The 16,852-nt window shown below is 69.6% G+C and carries 14 protein-coding genes; 6 read left to right on the top strand and 8 right to left on the bottom strand.

Going from position 1 to position 16,852, the window contains the following annotated elements:
- The 3 genes from NJ1_RS38525 to NJ1_RS33480 form a co-directional block, all read right to left on the bottom strand.
- Window positions 1-2,832 (bottom strand): arabinosyltransferase domain-containing protein (locus NJ1_RS38525; RefSeq protein WP_218025300.1); only part of this gene is annotated, 2,832 nt, incomplete at its 3' end.
- A gap of 269 nt (window positions 2,833-3,101) precedes the next feature.
- Window positions 3,102-3,437 (bottom strand): hypothetical protein, encoded by a 336-nt coding sequence (locus tag NJ1_RS33475; protein ID WP_067702876.1) that lies wholly within the window; start codon window positions 3,435-3,437, stop codon window positions 3,102-3,104.
- Between the two features lie 205 nt (window positions 3,438-3,642).
- The gene (locus NJ1_RS33480) at window positions 3,643-4,443 is read right to left on the bottom strand and encodes an SDR family NAD(P)-dependent oxidoreductase (protein WP_067702879.1); all 801 of its coding nucleotides are present in this window, start codon (window positions 4,441-4,443) and stop codon (window positions 3,643-3,645) included.
- Window positions 4,444-4,676: 233 nt separating this feature from the next.
- On the opposite strand from NJ1_RS33480, the gene NJ1_RS33485 reads away from it, so the two are divergent.
- Entirely contained in the window at window positions 4,677-5,345 is a 669-nt protein-coding gene (locus NJ1_RS33485; RefSeq protein ID WP_067702882.1) for a class I SAM-dependent methyltransferase, read from the top strand.
- Window positions 5,346-5,369: 24 nt separating this feature from the next.
- Here the strand turns inward: NJ1_RS33485 and NJ1_RS33490 are convergent, their stop codons facing one another.
- Window positions 5,370-6,167 (bottom strand): IclR family transcriptional regulator, encoded by a 798-nt coding sequence (locus NJ1_RS33490; RefSeq protein WP_067702885.1) that lies wholly within the window; start codon window positions 6,165-6,167, stop codon window positions 5,370-5,372.
- Window positions 6,168-6,266: 99 nt separating this feature from the next.
- Here NJ1_RS33490 and hutH point away from each other — a divergent pair, with 99 nt between their 5' ends.
- The 5 genes from hutH to hutI are packed head-to-tail and all read left to right on the top strand — an operon-like array spanning window position 6,267 to window position 13,215.
- Window positions 6,267-7,814, top strand: coding sequence for a histidine ammonia-lyase (hutH, locus tag NJ1_RS33495; protein WP_067702889.1), 1,548 nt, complete (start codon window positions 6,267-6,269; stop codon window positions 7,812-7,814).
- On the top strand, window positions 7,811-9,460 hold the full coding sequence (gene hutU, locus NJ1_RS33500; protein ID WP_067702891.1) for a urocanate hydratase: 1,650 nt from the start codon (window positions 7,811-7,813) through the stop codon (window positions 9,458-9,460). The genes hutH and hutU overlap by 4 nt, the downstream gene beginning before the upstream one ends.
- Before the next feature lie 4 nt (window positions 9,461-9,464).
- Complete coding sequence (locus NJ1_RS33505; protein WP_067703002.1) at window positions 9,465-10,700, top strand: allantoate amidohydrolase; 1,236 nt, start codon at window positions 9,465-9,467, stop codon at window positions 10,698-10,700.
- Complete coding sequence (locus tag NJ1_RS33510) at window positions 10,697-11,992, top strand: formimidoylglutamate deiminase (RefSeq protein ID WP_067702893.1); 1,296 nt, start codon at window positions 10,697-10,699, stop codon at window positions 11,990-11,992. The genes NJ1_RS33505 and NJ1_RS33510 overlap by 4 nt, the downstream gene beginning before the upstream one ends.
- A gap of 44 nt (window positions 11,993-12,036) precedes the next feature.
- The gene (hutI, locus tag NJ1_RS33515) at window positions 12,037-13,215 is read left to right on the top strand and encodes an imidazolonepropionase (RefSeq protein ID WP_067703004.1); all 1,179 of its coding nucleotides are present in this window, start codon (window positions 12,037-12,039) and stop codon (window positions 13,213-13,215) included.
- A 67-nt stretch (window positions 13,216-13,282) separates the two neighbouring features.
- Here hutI and NJ1_RS33520 read toward each other — a convergent pair whose 3' ends face one another.
- The 4 genes from NJ1_RS33520 to NJ1_RS33535 are packed head-to-tail and all read right to left on the bottom strand — an operon-like array spanning window position 13,283 to window position 16,851.
- Window positions 13,283-14,269, bottom strand: a complete 987-nt coding sequence (locus NJ1_RS33520) for a glycine betaine ABC transporter substrate-binding protein (protein ID WP_084479122.1) — start codon at window positions 14,267-14,269, stop codon at window positions 13,283-13,285.
- Window positions 14,266-15,015, bottom strand: coding sequence for an ABC transporter permease (locus NJ1_RS33525; protein WP_067702901.1), 750 nt, complete (start codon window positions 15,013-15,015; stop codon window positions 14,266-14,268). Before NJ1_RS33525 ends, NJ1_RS33520 begins: the two co-directional genes overlap by 4 nt.
- Window positions 15,012-16,208 carry an ABC transporter ATP-binding protein gene (locus NJ1_RS33530; protein WP_067702905.1) on the bottom strand — a complete coding sequence of 399 codons (1,197 nt, stop codon included), beginning with the start codon at window positions 16,206-16,208 and terminating at the stop codon, window positions 15,012-15,014. The genes NJ1_RS33525 and NJ1_RS33530 overlap by 4 nt, the downstream gene beginning before the upstream one ends.
- On the bottom strand, window positions 16,201-16,851 hold the full coding sequence (locus NJ1_RS33535; protein WP_067702908.1) for an ABC transporter permease: 651 nt from the start codon (window positions 16,849-16,851) through the stop codon (window positions 16,201-16,203). The genes NJ1_RS33530 and NJ1_RS33535 overlap by 8 nt, the downstream gene beginning before the upstream one ends.
- Between the last annotated feature and the right edge of the window lies 1 nt (window position 16,852).

Here is a 16,852-nt window from a genome sequence, read left to right on the forward strand (position 1 = left end):
GCTGCCGGACGGGGGACCGTCGCCGCCACCCGGGCCGGGTTCGGGCAGCAGGCTGCCCACGCCGTTCGGGGTGAATCCGGTGTTCTCCGCGGCGAGGGCGTCGGCGGCCGAGCCGGTGAACGGCTGCAACAGCGAATCCGCCGTATTCGTCTCCACCAGAACGTCATCCGCCATGGCGCACGGTGCACCGGCCAGCGCCCGCAGATTCGACAGCGCCACCGAATACCCGGGGTACTGGGCATACGCGGCCTGCGCCATCGATCCGACTTCGAACAGCAGCAGCGCGGCGGCGGCGATCGTCAGCGGTCGAACGGTGACGCGACCGCGCCGCCGGTCCCCGGAGGCCGTCTGTCCTCGGCTGGTGACCCGGCCGAGTCGAGCGCGCCACCCTTCGGAACCCGTGGACCGATCGGCCGAGGACGCACTCGCACCGGAAGCCGTTGCGGCAGAGCCGGATGTGTTCGTATCGCGAAAGAACTGCCACAGAGCCACCAGCAGGCACACTGCTGCCAGGATCAGGAACAGTGAGGCGATCGCGGTGCCGCCGAGCAGGGGTGCGCGATCGGGCCAGCGCACCCCGTATCCGGAGACGTACCACCAGCCGTTCGACCCGGTGAAGGTGACGGCCAGCAGGAACAGCACCGCCGCCGCGAACCCCGTGCGGTAGTACCGAGCGCGAATCACCGTGGCGCTCAACGCGACCGTCGTCACCGCCGCCAGCGCCGCCGCCAATCCGGCATACACGCCGAAGTGGTGCGTCCACTTGGTCGGCGTGAACATCATCAGCAGCAGCGACATCACCACGATGCCGAGCACCCGTGTCACCGGTCCCCGTGCGGTGTGCGGAATGCGGCCACCCTTGCGCAGCGCGACCAGTACGCACACGCCCAGGCACAGCAGCATCGCGAGCACCCCGAACCGCCGCGCCAGCGACCCGTCCGGCGTCAACGACATCAGCGATTGCCACCGGCTGAACTCATCGGACCAGGTCTCGTCCGGCCCCACCAACTGTCGTACCCGCGTCGCCTCCGACACCGACGCGAACGTCTGATCCGCGAACACGACGACCAGCACCAGCGTGCCCGCGGCCAGAATCGGAGCCACAAGCGCGCTGTAATTCCACATCTTTCGCACATCGACCCGCGAAAACAGTCGCGCCGCAGCAGAACTCGCCTCGGGCGCGGCGGCATCGGCCGCCGTCGCTTCAGTGCGGACGCGGCGGACCGCGATGAGCAGCACCTGGCGGGAACCGGCGAAAAGCGCTGCCAGGCAGATCAATCCGGAGGGTCCGGCGGCGAGGGAGAACGCGGCGATCAGGACCGCGATCGCGGCCGGGAGCAGTCTGCGCGTGGCGATGGCGCGCTCGATCGAGCACCAGGTCAGCACCGCGCCCAGCGCGATCAGGGGTTCGGGACGCAGGCCGTTGTCGTACGGCAGCCACAGCGCCAGGAAGACCAGGCCGGCGGTCCATCGCGCGGCGGTGCTCGCGCGCACCCGGGAACCCGAGCGCGGCAGCACCTCCCGGCTGATCACCAGCCAGCACAGCACGCCGGCCAGCAGAGCGGGCAGTCGCATCACGAGACCCGCGCTGCTGATGCGCGTCAATTGCGCGAGCAACTCGTACGGCCATCCGAACGGCGCTTCCGCGACCTGGAACCAGCGGTAGTAGTTGGCGGTGTATCCGGCCTCCCTGGAGGCACGCGCCATGGTCAGGATGTACCCGTCGTCGGAGGTGTTGGCCCCGATCACGTGCCACAGTCCCAGCGTGCCGAGCACCACCGCGTCGGCGCCGGTGAACCGCCACCATCGGGCGGGCAGGAACCGCCGTGCCCGGCGGCCGTCGCGGGTATCGAGCAGGTGCAGGCAGATCAGTGAGATCAGCGTGCAGAGCACCGCGCCCACGATCGCGGCCAGTTTCAGCCCGCTCGGGCTGGAGGAGAATCGGGAGTCGATCTCGGCGTGCAGTGTCGCGTCCCGGAGCCGAGTCCGGTCCAGGTCGGTGTAGACGCCGACGAGCTGTGGTCGCACATCCTTCGCGATCGTGCCCCGGAACCCGCCGGTCCCGTCCTTGCGCGACACCCCGGTGACCTCGGCGGTGGTGGCCGACGCGTTCGAGTGCAGATAGAGCGCACCGCAGTCGGGGATCGGGGCGACACCCGGAGCCGAGCCGGAGCCGAGCGCCGAATTCGCACCGGGCTGGTCTCCGCTACCGGGCGGAGTACTGCCCGGCGGCGGAGTGGATCCCGGTGGCGGAATCGCGCCGGGTGGCGGAATCGCGCCAGGGGGAGGGGTGCTGCCGGGCGGCGGCGTACTACCCGGCGGCGGTGTGGACCCTGGCGGCGGAGTGCTGCCCGGTGGCGGTGTCGAACCGGGCGGGGGAGTGCTCCCGGGTGGCGGACCTGCGCCGGGCGGCGGTCCGCCCGCACCGGCCGGCGGCGAATCTCCGCTCCCGCCGGGCGCGATCGGCGCGGATGCTGTTCCCTCCCCGACGATTTCGGCGATCGACGCGGTCAGCAACGGAATATCGCGCACCGTCACGGCCAGCGTGCGCCCCACCTCGGCGCGGTCCTCGATGGTGACCACGAGCCCCTTCGCCGCGGCCCCCCGCGACTGCACCGGAACCGTCGAGAGCACCGTTCCGCTCGTCAGATCCCGCAGCGCCGTGCACGGCACCTTCACATCCAGCTGTAGCGGCACATAGTCCACCAGCGGCGCGGTCACCTGGACGCTCTGCCCCTGCGGCCAATCCAGAGCGGTGCGATCCTGCCGCACCGGTAGCAGCGGCGTCAGCACCGCCAGCAGCACACCGAGTATGCCCGCGACGACACACACCGATCGAACCCGTACAACTCCCCCGAAACCACGCACGAACGTCGATGCTAGCCACAGACCGGGGGAAAGCCCCTGTCACTTTCTCGGTATCGTCCGGCCTCGGCCCGATGGTCGCCGAATCATCGCAGGTCACCGGGATTGTCGAGGCGTCGCCCCGCCTGTCCGGGACATGCGTCGGGGCCGGCGGGCGGACTCACGTCCGACCACGCCGGCCCCGATGGCAGGCACCGCGTCCCCGAAATCGGAACGCTCAGCGCCGCACTCGCGTGCTAGCGCTGGGTCTCGGCGGCGCCGAGTGCGCGGCAGCCACCGGCGCCGTCGGCCTCGCCGACGACCGGCGGGATTCCGGCGATGGTGCAGTACGCGCCGTTGGGCATCGGGGTGACCTTGAGGTCGATGCCGCTGGTGCAGTTCACGAAGGCCGGGTAGCCCTGGATGGCGAACTGGACCTTCTGGTACTGGTAGTCGGGACCGTTCGTCTGGCACGCCCACACGGCCTGCGAATCGAAGTCGGCGGGGACTCCAGCGCTGGCAGAAGTGGTGCCCACGGCGGTCAGTGCCGCAGCGGCGAAGCCCACGAGCGCCGCGGTCCGGAGGTTGATCATGGTGAATCTCCTTGATGTTCGGTTGGTTTCATTCAGATTCCCGACCTTCCGGATACCGTACGGGCCGATTGCCCTCTCAGCCAACAACTCCAGCTATCCCCGGGAATATCCCAGCGAGTTGTAGCGAACTCGCCCCCGCGTGCGATAGGAATTGCGCCCGCGAATTCCCAGGCGGCCGAAGACTTTGCAATACATTCGTTTCACATCAGGCGCGCTGCGGAGGGAGAACACGAGTGAACGGCTGTACGCCGGCCAGTTTGCCGCCGTCGATCGGCAGTGTCGCGCCGGTGATGAATCCGGCCTCGGCCGAGCACAGCCACACGATCGCATCGGCGACCTCGTCCACCGCACCCACTCTGCCCTGCGGAATCGCCTGGGTGGCCGCATGCTGACCCCGCTCGCCCGCGCGCCGCAGGTTGTCGGTCAGGATGGGGCCCGGCGCGACGATGTTCACGCGGATCCCCTGTCCGGCGTAGTCGAGCGCCGCGACCCGGCTCAATCCGATGACCGCGTGTTTGGCGGTGGCATATCCGGTCAGACCCCCGACACCCTGCAAGCCCGCGGAGGACGAGACATTCACGATCGCCCCGCCCGCTCCGGACAGCATTGCGGGAATCTGGTATTTCATGCCGAGAAAGACGCCGAGCGTATTCACCTCGAACGCACTGGTGAAGTCCTCGACCGTGACCTCGGTCAGCGGGGTGGGCGGATGGCCGCCGCCGGTGGCATTGTTGACGGCCGCATCGAGCCTGCCGAATTCGCCGACCGTCGCCGCCACACAGTGCCGCACCGATTCCGGATCGGTGACATCGAGATGGATGGGCAGCGCTCGCCCGCCCGTCGCCTTGATCTGTTCGGCCACCTCGGCCAGCTGCCGATCGTCGCGGGCGCCCAGCGCGACGTCCGCGCCCGCCGCCGCGAACGCCAGGGCCGTCGCCGCGCCGATGCCCCGGCTGGCTCCCATCACCAGCGCGACCTTGCCTGTGAACGAGTGATTGTTCGTCATCGAATCGCTCCCGATATCCGTGGCGCGACGGTCGTCGAGCCTGCGGATTTCATGCTGTCAGCGGGCCGCCTCGGGCGGCATCGGCCTGGAAACGCAGCGGGGACTACGTAATTCGACGTACGCACCTCGCGCACCCGACAACCGCGCGTGAACCGCGCCTGCGTTCGAATCCGCGCCACTCACCGCGGTTTGGGGGTTGACCTCGAGTGGGGTTGAGGGCGCAGGGTGGAGGGATGACTCGTGCAGCTGAATTTTGGGATTCCGCGTATGACAACGACACCGCGCCGTGGGTTATCGGTGAGCCGCAGCCCGCGATCGTCGGGCTCGAGCAGGCGGGGTGGATTCGGGGAAGGGTGCTCGATCCGGGAGCCGGGGCGGGCGAGCACACGATTGCGCTGACCCGGCTGGGGTACGACGTGCGCGGGGTGGATCTGTCGCCCAGTGCGGTGGAGCACGCGCGGCGCAACGCGGTGGAGCAGGGCGTCGCCGGGGCCCGATTCGATGTGGTGGACGCGCTGCGGCTGAGCGAAGCAGCGGTGCTTGCCGAAAAAGACGGTGGGACTGTCGAATTCGACACCATCGTGGACAGTGCGCTGTTCCATGTCTTCGGGGATGCGCCCGAGGCCCGAGCGGAGTACGTGCGCAGTCTGGCGGCGGTGTGCGCACCGGGCGGGCGCGTGCACGTGCTGGCGCTCTCGGATCGAGAGGCCGGGTTCGGCCCGCGGATCAGTGACAGCGTGATTCGCGAATCCTTCGGGGAGGGATGGGAATTGGAGGATCTGCAACCGGCGCGGTATCGAGGTCGGGTCACGCCGGGTGTCGCGGAAGCGGCGGCTGCCATGGAACAGCACGATGGGCGGGTCGATGTGGTGGCCTGGCTGGCGCGTATTCGCCGGATCTGAGAACGGGCTCTCCCCGGCGGGCGATCAGTCGTGCTCGGGCGCGGGTGGGCGGCCGCCGATGGTGATGGTGAGGGTGGATGCGGTGGTTCGGATCCGGGCGGCGAGGTCCGGCCAGGTGCTGCCGCATTCGGTGGACTCGTCGGGGCAGTGGTGACGGATGGTGAGGCCGACGGCCGCGATGGGCCGGCCGCCGTGGTCGAAGACGGCGGCGGCGACGGTGGCGAAACCCGCGGTGACGTAGCCGTCCTCGACCGCCCAGCCCCGCTCGGCCTCGGTGCGCAGGACGCGGCGTAGATCGCGCAGGTCGCGTGGGCCACGGTCGGTGCGCATGGGAAAGGCGGACCGGCCGGGGAACAGGGCGCGAACGTGGGGCGCGGCCAGCTGGGCGAGCATGGCGCGACCGGTCGCGGTCAGGTGGGCGGGCAGGCGCACGCCGACATCGGTGACCAGGGTCTGCGGGCGCGGCGGGCGCTGCTCGATCAGATAGAGCGATTCGCCGCCGTGCAGGATTCCCAGGTGCCCGGTACCGCCCGTGAGGTCGACCAGCGTGCGCAGCAGGGGAGCGGCCACCCGCTCGAGCGGATCGTGCCGCAGATACGCCGACCCCAGTTCGAAGGCCGCGATGCCGAGCCCGTAGCGGCGTTCGGCGGGCAGATACGTCACGTATCCGGCGGTTCGCAATTCGTTGAGCAGCTGATACGTGGAAGAGCGTGGCAGTCCCAGTTCCCGGGCGATGATCGCGGCCGGAATCGGGTGCGGACGCTGGGCCAGCAGGCCCAGCACCCGCAGTCCGCGTCTCAGCGCCGGGATGTCACCGCTCATACTGTCTGAAATACCAGACGAAACCCGGTCGCGGGTGCTCGCTCCGGACGCCGCGAGGCGCTGGAATGGGGCCATGACGCGAATCGGGACCGTGCGGGGATGACGGGAATCGGGACTCGGCCGGTGCTGGTGGGTGCGGGCGGGCTGACGGCCTCGGAGGTGGTGGCGGTCGCCCGCTACGGCGCGATGGTGGAACTGTCCGAGGACGGCCTGGCGCGACTCGAACAGGTGCGTCGCCACATCGACGAGTTGGCGCACAGCTCGCGACCCGTCTACGGGGTGTCCACCGGATTCGGCGCGCTCGCCCTGCGGCACATCGCCCCGGAGCGGCGGACCGACCTGCAGCGCTCGCTGATCCGCTCGCACGCGGCCGGCGCGGGCGCCCCGGTCGAGCCCGAGGTGGTGCGCGCCATGATGCTGCTGCGCCTGCGCACCCTGATGACCGGTCACACCGGTGTTCGCCCGGGCACCGCCGTGGCGCTGGCCCGCCTGCTCGACAGCGGCCTCATTCCCGTTGTGCCGGAATACGGTTCGCTCGGCTGCTCCGGCGATCTGGCTCCCCTCGCGGCCGTCGCGCTCGCCCTCATGGGCGAGGGCTCGGTACTCGGCCCGCGCGGTCCACGCCCGATGGCACAGGTGATGGCCGAGCACGGCCTGACCCCGCTGACACTGGCCGAGAAGGAGGGCCTTGCCCTCACCAACGGCACCGACGGCATGCTGGGCATGCTGCTGCTGGCCATCCACGATCTGCACAGGCTGTTCGACATCGCCGATCTGACCGCCGCCATGAGCGTGGAAGCACAGCTGGGCACCGACCGGGTCTTCGCCGCCGACCTGCAGGAGCTGCGCCCACATCCCGGACAGGCGATCTCCGCCAAGGGAATTCGCGCCGCGCTGGCCGGATCCGAGATCGTCGCCAGCCACCGAGGCGACGACTGCACCCGCGTCCAGGACGCCTATTCGCTGCGCTGCGCGCCGCAGGTCCACGGTGCCGCGCGCGACACCCTGGCCTACGCCTCCACTGTCGCCGACCGCGAATTGTGCTCGGCCATAGACAATCCCGTCGTGCTGTCCGATGGACGGGTGGAGTCCAACGGCAACTTCCACGGCGCGCCCGTCGGCTATGTCCTGGACTTCCTGGCCATCGCGATCGCCGATGTCGCGAGCATCGCCGAGCGTCGCACCGACCGCATGCTCGACGTGCATCGCTCGCACGGCCTGCCCGCTTTCCTGGCGGCGGATCCCGGTGTCGATTCCGGATACATGATCGCCCAGTACACCCAGGCCGGAGTGGTGTCGGAGCTCAAACGCTGTGCCGTACCGGCGTCGGTGGACTCCATCCCCTCCAGTGCCATGCAGGAGGACCATGTGTCCATGGGCTGGGCCGCCGCACGCAAACTGCGCCGAGCCGTCGACGGGCTGACCACCGTGCTGGGAATCGAATTGCTCACCGCGACGAGAGCGCTGGACTTTCGTGCGCCCTTGCGGCCCGCCCCCGTGACCGGCGCGGTCCGTGACCTGGTTCGCACGCGGGTACCCGGGCCGGGGCCGGACCGTCACCTGGCCCCCGACATCGCCGCGGTCACCGACCTGGTGCGCTCGGGCGCGGTGAACCAACTTCTGGAGCAGGGGGTTTCACGATCATGACCAGGACCATCCGCGCCGCGCGGGGTACGACCCTGACCGCGCGCAACTGGCAGGCCGAGGCCGCCCTGCGCATGCTGCACAACAACCTGGACCCCGAGGTCGCCGAACGTCCGCAGGACCTGGTCGTCTACGGCGGCACCGGGAAGGCGGCGCGGGACTGGCCCAGCTTCGACGCGATCGGCCGCACGCTGACCGATCTGCGCGAGGACGAGACCCTGCTCGTGCAGTCGGGGAAGCCGGTCGGCGTCGTGCGCACCCACGAATGGGCGCCCCGGGTACTGATCGCCAACTCGAATCTCGTTCCGGACTGGGCGAATTGGCCGGAGTTCCGCAGGCTCGAGGCGGCGGGCCTGACCATGTACGGGCAGATGACCGCCGGCTCCTGGATCTACATCGGCACCCAGGGAATCCTGCAGGGCACCTACGAGACCTTCGCGGCCGTCGCGGCCCGGCGTTTCGGCGGCACCCTCGCCGGAACCCTCACCGTCACAGCGGGTCTGGGCGGAATGGGCGGGGCACAGCCGCTGGCGGTCACCATGAACGGCGGTGTGGCGCTGTGCATCGAATGCGATCCGCGGCGGGCCGCGCGGCGGGTCGAGACCCGGTACCTGGACGAGATCGCCGCCGATCTCGACGATGCCCTCACCCGGGTCGACGCCGCCACGCGGGAGCGGCGGGCCCTGTCGGTGGGCCTGATCGGCAATGCCGCCGAGGTGCTGCCGGAACTGCTGCGCCGGGAGGTCGAGGTGGACATCGTCACCGATCAGACCTCGGCGCACGACCCGCTCAGTTATCTGCCGATCGGCATCGCGCTCGAGGACTGGCAGGACTACGCCGCGCGGAAGCCCGACGAATTCACCCGCCGCGCAAGCGATTCCATGGCGGTGCACGTCGGTGCGATGGTCGGCTTCCTCGATCGTGGCGCGGAGGTCTTCGACTACGGGAACTCCATTCGCGGCGAGGCGAAACTGGCCGGGTACGACCGCGCCTTCGACTTCCCCGGATTCGTGCCCGCCTATATCCGCCCGCTCTTCTGCGAGGGCAGGGGGCCGTTCCGCTGGGTCGCCCTGTCCGGGGATCCCGCCGACATCGCCGCGACCGATCGCGCCATGCTGGAACTGTTCCCGCACAACGAATCACTGGCCCGCTGGATCCGCCTGGCCGGTGAACGGGTGGCGTTCCAGGGCTTGCCCGCGCGGATCTGCTGGCTCGGCTACGGCGAGCGTCACCTGGCCGGGCTGCGCTTCAACGAAATGGTCGCCACCGGTGAGGTGTCCGCGCCCATCGTGATCGGCCGCGACCATCTCGACTGCGGCTCGGTCGCCTCACCGTACCGGGAAACCGAGGCCATGGCCGACGGGTCGGACGCGATCGCGGACTGGCCGCTGCTCAATGCCCTGGTCAATACCGCCTCCGGGGCCAGCTGGGTGTCGATCCACCACGGCGGCGGCGTGGGGATCGGGCGATCCATCCACGCCGGACAGGTATCGGTCGCGGACGGCACCGCGCTGGCCGGGCAGAAGATCGAGCGGGTTCTCACCAACGATCCGGGCATGGGCGTCATGCGGCACGTGGATGCCGGATATCCGGAGGCCGATGCGGTCGCCGATCGCAGTGGAGTGCGGATTCCCATGTGGAACAGGTGAAGTGATGACACGAAGCCCCGAACATCCAGATGAATCGGTGCCCTCGGCGAACGATCTGCTGTCCGAGATTCGGCAGGTGGGCGCGGATCGCACCCGAGGCGGCTACTCGCGTCATGTGTTCACCGCCGCCGACGCGGAACTGCGCGAGTGGTTCACCGCCGCCGCCCGCGCCCGGGGGCTCGACGTGCACACGGATCGAAATGCCAACCTGTGGGCGTGGTTCGGCGCCCCCGGACCGAATGCGATCGTCACGGGCAGCCATCTGGATTCGGTGCCGGGCGGTGGCGCCTACGACGGCCCGCTGGGCGTGGTGAGCGCGCTCTCGGCGTTCGATCTGCTTCGCGCGCAGGGATTCACACCGGGTAGGCCGCTGGCGATCGTGGTGTTCGCCGAGGAGGAGGGCGGTCGGTTCGGCATGCCGTGCCTGGGCTCGCGACTGCTGACCGGAACGCTGCCCCCCGAACGCGCGCTCGCACTGCGGGACACCGACGGCACCACTCTCGCCGATGCCGCTCGCGCGGCGGGGCGGGATCCGGCGCACTTCGGCCGAGACAGCGAAACCCTCGGCCGGATAGGGACATTCGTGGAGTTGCACGTCGAGCAGGGGCGTGGTCTCGTGCACCTGAATGCTCCGCTCGCGGTGGGCAGCAGCATAATTCCGCACGGTCGCTGGCGGTTCACCTTCACCGGGCAGGGCAACCACGCCGGCACGACCCTGATGGACGATCGCCGTGATCCCATGCTGCCCGCCGCCGAGATGATCGCCGGTGTGCGCCGATCCGCCGCCGCGGTACCCGGGGCCCGCGCCACGGTGGGACGAGTGATCCCCATCCCCGGCGGCACCAATGTGATTGCCTCGCAAGTGGATCTCTGGCTCGACGCCCGCCTGCCCGAGCCCGGAAGCGTCCGCGATCTGGTCGCCGAGATATCGGAGAAGGCCAGAGCGGCAGCGGAACTCGAAGGCTGTGCGGTCGAGGTGCGGGAGGAATCGTTCGAGGGCACCGCGGCGTTCGACCTCGCGCTGCGCGATCGCCTCACCGCACTCCTGGGCGGCGCGCCGGTACTTCCGACCGGTGCCGGACACGACGCGGCGGTGCTCGCGCCGTTCGTCGCCACGGCCATGCTGTACGTCCGCAATCCGACCGGGATCAGCCACGCACCGCAGGAATTCGCCGAACCCGGCGACATCGACCACGGCACAGCGGAACTGGCGCGAGTGCTTCGGGCCCTCGCCGGATGAGCGCCTACTGGTGTGAGCGGGCGTGGTTGGGCGATGGAGTGGCCTCCGGGGTGCGCATCGATGTGGCCGAGGGCGTCATCACCTCGGTGACAGCCGGTGAAAAGCCCGGTGGGACAGTGCTGTCAGGCATGGTCGTGCCCGGCTTCGCGAATGTGCACTCGCATGCGTTCCACCGAGCCCTACGCGGTCGCACCCACGATGATCGCGGCGATTTCTGGAGCTGGCGCGAGCGCATGTACGCGGTGGCGGGCCGCCTCGAGCCGGACTCCTACTATCGGCTCGCCCGCGCGGTCTACGCCGAAATGGCGCTGGCGGGCTACACCGGGGTCGCCGAGTTCCACTACCTGCACCATCCTGCGGGCGGAGGGCGCTACGCCGATCCCCACGAGTTCTCGCACGCGCTGGTGGCCGCCGCGGCCGACGCCGGAATCCGCCTCACCCTCCTGGACGTGTGCTATCTGGCGGGCGGTGTCGATCAGCCCACCACGGGCGTGCAGCGGCGCTTCGACGACGGGAGCGCCGAGGCGTGGGCGCAGCGCATCGAATCCTTCTTCCCGGCAAGCGAACTCGTCGTGCCCGGCGCGGCGATTCACTCGGTGCGCGCGGTCCCGGCCGACCAGCTGCCCGCCGTCGTGCTCGGCGCGGGAACTCGTCCCCTGCATGTGCACGTGTCGGAACAGCCGCGCGAGAACGAGGAATGTCTCGCACGGTACGGCCGCACCCCGACCGGGCTGCTGGCCGCGGCGGGCGCGCTGACCCCCCGCACCGTCGCGGTGCACGCCACCCATCTCACCGCCGCGGACATCGCCGATCTCACGCGGTGCTGGGTGTGCCTGTGTCCCAGCACCGAAGCCGATCTCGGCGACGGCATCGGTCCGGCCCGGCGGCTGGCGGATGCGGGCATCCGGCTGGCGCTGGGCAGCGACGGGCAGTCCGTCATCGATCCCTGGTTCGAAGTCCGTGCCCTGGAATTGCACGAGCGACTGGCCAGTGGCGCGCGCGGACGGTTCAGCCCGCCCCAACTGCTCGCCGCCGCCACCGCGCACGCGGCGTCGGGCTGGCCCGAGGTCGGCGTGATCGCTCCCGGGCGGGCGGCGGATCTGGTGCGCGTTGACACCGCCTCGGTGCGCACCGCCGGTACACACGAGGCCGGAATCCTTTATGCCGCGACCGCTTCCGACGTCACCGATGTCATGGTCGCCGGACGATGGATCGTCCGGGACCGCACGCATCTGGGGATCGGGGACGTGTCCGCGGCCCTCGATACCGAGATCGGCGCCCTCTGGCGATGAGCGACATCCGTGGCACGAGCGCGAGAGGAGTCGGGGTGAATTCGATGACGACGGTGATCACCGGAATAGGTGAACTCATCACCAACACAGCGGAGTTCGGCACGCTGCACGACGCGGCGTTGGTCGTGGAGGGGGAGCGGGTGCGCTGGGTCGGGCCCGCGACGGCCGCGCCCGATGCCGACCGCCGGGTCGACGTGGAAGGCCGTGCGGTGCTCCCCGGCTGGGTGGACAGCCACACCCACCTGGTGTTCGCCGGTGACCGCACCGCCGAATTCGGGGCGCGGATGGGTGGGATTCCATACTCGGCCGGGGGAATTCAGACCACGGTGGCGGCCACGCGCGCGGCGACCGATGCGACGCTCTCGGCCACTCTGCGCCGCCTGCGCGCGGAGGCCCTGCGCCAGGGCACCACGTGCCTGGAGACGAAGACCGGCTACGGCCTCACCGTCGCCGACGAGAAACGCTGTGCGGCACTGGCGGCCGAGGTCGCCGACGAGGTGACGTTCCTCGGGGCCCACGTGGTGCCACGGGGCGCGGATGTCGACGAGTACGTCGATCTGGTCTGCGGTCCGATGCTGGACGCCGTCGCCGAGCATGTCGGCTGGATCGACGTGTTCTGCGAGACAGGCGCATTCGACGCGGAGCAGTCGGCTCGCGTCCTCGCGGCGGGTGGCGCTCGCGGGCTGGGTCTGCGAGTGCACGGCAATCAACTCGGGCCCGGGCCGGGGGTCCGGCTGGCGGTGCGGCACGGGGCGGCCAGCGTCGACCACTGCACCCATCTCACGGATGACGACGTCGAAGCCCTTGCCGCCTCCACCACCGTCGCCACTCTGCTGCCCGCCTGCGACCTGTCCACTCGTCAGCCACTCGCCCCCGGCCGCCGCCTCCTGGACGCGGGAGCTCGAATCGCGCTGGCCACCAATGCCAATCCCGGGAGCTCGTACACGACGTCGATGGCCTACTGCGTGGCCACGGCGGTCCTGCAGATGGGCCTGTCGATCGACGAAGCGGTCTGGGCCGCCACCGCGGGCGGGGCGCTCGCGCTCGGCCGAGACCTCGCGGCGGACGGCGCGGTCGGCGTCCTGCGGCCCGGCGCGCGGGCAGACCTGCACATCCTCGACGCCCCGTCCGCGGTTCACCTCGCCTACCGCCCTGGTGTGCCGCTCACCTGGTCCGTATGGCACCGAGGCACACCTCGGCGGCCCACCGGCTCCGAACGATGACACGTCCGGCGTCCTGTGCCGGAGTTCTCTCCCGGGGACTCCGAGTTCCCCACGGGCACTGCCGCACTCAGGGAATGGTGATGAATCCCTGCGCCGCCATCCACTCCCGCGCGACGTGCTCGGGTTCTCGTCCGTCGACATCGACCTGACGGTTGAGTCCGGTGATCGTCTCGTTGGTCAGCAGCCGGGAGATCGGCGCCAGCACCTCGACCACCTGGGGATGGGCCTTCGCGAAGTCCTCGCGCATCACCAGCGCCGCGTTGTACTGCGGGAAGAAGCTCCGATCGTCCTCGAGCAGGCGCAGATCCAGCGCGGGAATGCGCCCGTCGGTGGCGGCGACGGAGCCGAAGCGGCATTGGCGCGCATCGGCGGTGGCCTGATAGACGATGGCATCCTGAACGATCTGTTTGTTCACCTTGCCGGTGTCGATACCGTATTTCGCCGCCATGCCGGGGAATCCGTCCTGGCGGACGTTGAATTCCGTGCCGACGCAGGTGGCTGCCGCGCCCGGATCGGAATTGACCAGGTTCGCGTACTGGGACAGCGTCCGCACACCGGTCTCCTCGGCGGTGCGGGCACTGGTCACCATGGCGTAGGTATTGTTCATGGGAGCCATTGCCGCCCAGATCATTCCGTGCGCGGCGAGGTCGGCGTCGCGGACCGCCTCGAATTGCGGCTGAGATCCGGGCACGGGCGATTCGTTGCCCAGATAGTTGATCCAGCCGGTACCGGTGTAGTCGTAGGCGATATCGACCTGTCCGCGCACCTGGGCGTCGCGAAGGCTGTTGGACCCGACGATGTTCGTCAGATCACGGACTTGGGCGCCGGCCGCGGTGAGCGCGAACTCGATCAGATAGCCCAGCACGCTCTGCTCGGTGAAGTCCTTGGACCCGACGGTGATTCGCACCCCGTCCAGTGCCGGGATCGGCTGGATCCCGGCCGGGGTCACCCGCAGCGGCACCGCACTACCCGCCTCCAGACCACAGGCGGCGACCCAGAGCAGGGTGAGTAGGGCCGCGAGAGCCGCACCGCCGCGCCGGATTCGAGTCCTCACCGCAGTCCCCTCGGTCCGAGATACCGCTCCGCCAGCGCGCCCAGCCAGTCGATCAGCAGCGCCAGCCCGACCGCCAGCAGCGCGCCCACCCAGAGCGTCACGTTGTCGCGGAGCTTGTAACCGGTATCGATGAGGATGCCCAGCCCGCCCGCGCTCACCAGGAACGAGAGCGTCGCCGTGCCGACGGCCAGCACCAGCGAGGTGCGCAGTCCGGCGAGAATGTAGGGCACCGCGAGTGGAAACTCGATGCGCCGCAACACCGTCAGCGCCGACATGCCCTGTCCGCGGCCGGCGTCGATGACCGCCGGATCCACCTGCTGATAACCGAGAATCGTGTTGCGCAGCACCGGCAGCATCGACACCAGCACGATCGGTGCGACCCCGATCCAGAATCCGGTGGTGCGGGTCATCAGATAGAACAGCACGATCAGGCCGATCGCGGGAGCGGCCGCGCCGATATTGGCGATGCCGACGAAAAGCGGTGCCAGCAGCCGGAATCGGGGTCTGGTCAACAGTGTGCCCAGTGGTACCGCGATGGCGACGACGATGGCCACGACGGTCACCGTGATGAGTACGTGCTGACGGGTGACGGTGGCGATATTGCCCGCCGTGAGGCTGGCCTGCTGGGTGAGCGTGAGATCACGGGCGAAGGCCCACCACAGAACTCCGGCGCACAATCCGATCGCGAGCACCGGCTGCGCGAGCAGCCGGATACGCTCGGCGCGGCGTTCGGTCTGCGCGGTCATGCCGGACCGGCTGCCTCGTCGCCGGCGTGGGCGTCGGCGCCGGTGGGGGAGTGCGCCGTTCGGATCTGCGACAGATGCGAGACCAGCGTGTCGATGGTGATCAACCCCGCGTACGCGCCCCGGCGGCCGGTGACGACGGCGTTCGCCGTGCTCTCCGCGAGCAGTGCCTCGAGCGCCTCCTGGAGGGTGGATCGCAGTGAGATCACCTGTCCCACCGGTGTTCCCACCTCGCGCAGCGTCGTGGCCTGCGCGAGCTGGGGCAGGGTGACCCAGCGCAGGGGGCGGCGCTGCTCGTCCACGATCAGCCCCCAGGCCTGATCGCGTTCGGCGAGCGCGGTGCGCAGTGACCCCACCCGATCGCTCTCGGTGACGGTCGGGCAGTCGCCCAGGGTGACGTCCTCGACCCGGGTGAGGGTCAACTGTTTGAGCGCCGCGCCCGCGCCGACGAATCCGGCCACCGTATCGTCGGCCGGATCGGCCAGGATCGCGGCCGGAGTGTCGTACTGCAGGATGCTGGATCCCTTGCCCAGCACCGCGATTCGATCCCCGAGCTTCACGGCTTCGTTGAAATCGTGCGTCACGAAGACGATCGTCTTGCGCAGTTCCGCCTGCAGGCGCAGCAATTCGTCCTGCAGCAGACCGCGGGTGATCGGGTCGACCGCGCCGAACGGCTCGTCCATCAGCAGCACCGGCGGATCCGCGGCCAGCGCCCGCGCCACCCCGACCCGCTGCTGCTGGCCGCCGGAGAGCTGACGCGGGTAGCGGTTCCGGAAGCTCGTAGGATCGAGCCCGACCAGATCCAGCATCTCGTCGACGCGTTCGGCCACCCGCTTGCGATCCCAGCCCATCAGGCCCGGCACGGTGGCGACGTTCTTCGCGACCGTGAGGTGCGGGAACAGTCCGCCCTGCTGGATGGAGTAGCCGATGCCGCGGCGCAGCCGGTCCGGATTCACCGACAAGGCGTCCTGCCCGCCGATGGTGATGGTGCCGGAGCTGGGTTCGATCAGCCGGTTGATCATGCGCAGCGTGGTGGTCTTCCCACAGCCCGACGGGCCGACCAGCACCACGATCTCCCCGGCCGGGATGGTCAGCGACACATTGTCGACCGCCGGATCGGGCTGTGCCGAATAGTGTTTGGTGACCGAGTCGAGCACGATCTCGACACCGGAGACGCCGGTCTCGGATTCAGTCACGGATACCCCCGGATGTGGTCAGACGGCCGACGAGGACGAGAACGGCATCGAGCAGCAGCGCCAGCACGACGATCAGCACCGTGCCGGTCAGCGCCTGTGGCACCGCGGTCGGTGTGCCGAGCCGTTCCAGCCCGGAGAAGATGAGGTTGCCCAGCCCGGGGCCCTTCGCATACGCGGCGATGGCCAGAATGCCCATGATCATCTGAGTGCTCACCCGCATACCGGCGAGAATGGCCGGCCAGGCCAGCGGCAGTTCGATGCTGGTCAGCACCCGTAGTCGATTCATGCCCACGCCGCGTGCGGCATCGGTGACGGTCGTGTCCACCGAGGACAGCCCGACGATCGTATTGCGCAGAATCGGCAGCAGCGCGTACAGCACCAGTGCCGTGATGGTCGGCGGAACTCCCAGTCCCATGACCGGGATCAGAATGCCCAGCAGCGCGAACGACGGGATGGTCAGGATGATGCTGGCGGCGGCGGTCGCGGCCGCGGAACCCAGCGGACTGCGGTGCACGAGCACCCCGATGAGCACCGACACGATCGCCGCGATGATCACCGACTGCACCACCGCCGAGGCATGGAGATAGGAGTCCGTCACCAATTGCTGACGGTGTTCGACCACGTACGTCCACAAAGTGTCCAGC

The organism is Nocardia jejuensis NBRC 103114 (genome assembly GCF_001613145.1).
Taxonomy (GTDB): domain Bacteria; phylum Actinomycetota; class Actinomycetes; order Mycobacteriales; family Mycobacteriaceae; genus Nocardia; species Nocardia jejuensis.

What these genes read in the sequence shown, in the direction of transcription:
- NJ1_RS33475 (WP_067702876.1), bottom strand. Translation starts at nt 3,437, where the DNA reads ATGATCAACCTCCGGACCGCGGCGCTCGTGGGCTTCGCCGCTGCGGCA.
- NJ1_RS33480 (WP_067702879.1), bottom strand. Translation starts at nt 4,443, where the DNA reads ATGACGAACAATCACTCGTTCACAGGCAAGGTCGCGCTGGTGATGGGA.
- NJ1_RS33485 (WP_067702882.1), top strand. Translation starts at nt 4,677, where the DNA reads ATGACTCGTGCAGCTGAATTTTGGGATTCCGCGTATGACAACGACACC.
- NJ1_RS33490 (WP_067702885.1), bottom strand. Translation starts at nt 6,167, where the DNA reads ATGAGCGGTGACATCCCGGCGCTGAGACGCGGACTGCGGGTGCTGGGC.
- hutH (WP_067702889.1), top strand. Translation starts at nt 6,267, where the DNA reads ATGACGGGAATCGGGACTCGGCCGGTGCTGGTGGGTGCGGGCGGGCTG.
- hutU (WP_067702891.1), top strand. Translation starts at nt 7,811, where the DNA reads ATGACCAGGACCATCCGCGCCGCGCGGGGTACGACCCTGACCGCGCGC.
- NJ1_RS33505 (WP_067703002.1), top strand. Translation starts at nt 9,465, where the DNA reads ATGACACGAAGCCCCGAACATCCAGATGAATCGGTGCCCTCGGCGAAC.
- NJ1_RS33510 (WP_067702893.1), top strand. Translation starts at nt 10,697, where the DNA reads ATGAGCGCCTACTGGTGTGAGCGGGCGTGGTTGGGCGATGGAGTGGCC.
- hutI (WP_067703004.1), top strand. Translation starts at nt 12,037, where the DNA reads ATGACGACGGTGATCACCGGAATAGGTGAACTCATCACCAACACAGCG.
- NJ1_RS33525 (WP_067702901.1), bottom strand. Translation starts at nt 15,015, where the DNA reads ATGACCGCGCAGACCGAACGCCGCGCCGAGCGTATCCGGCTGCTCGCG.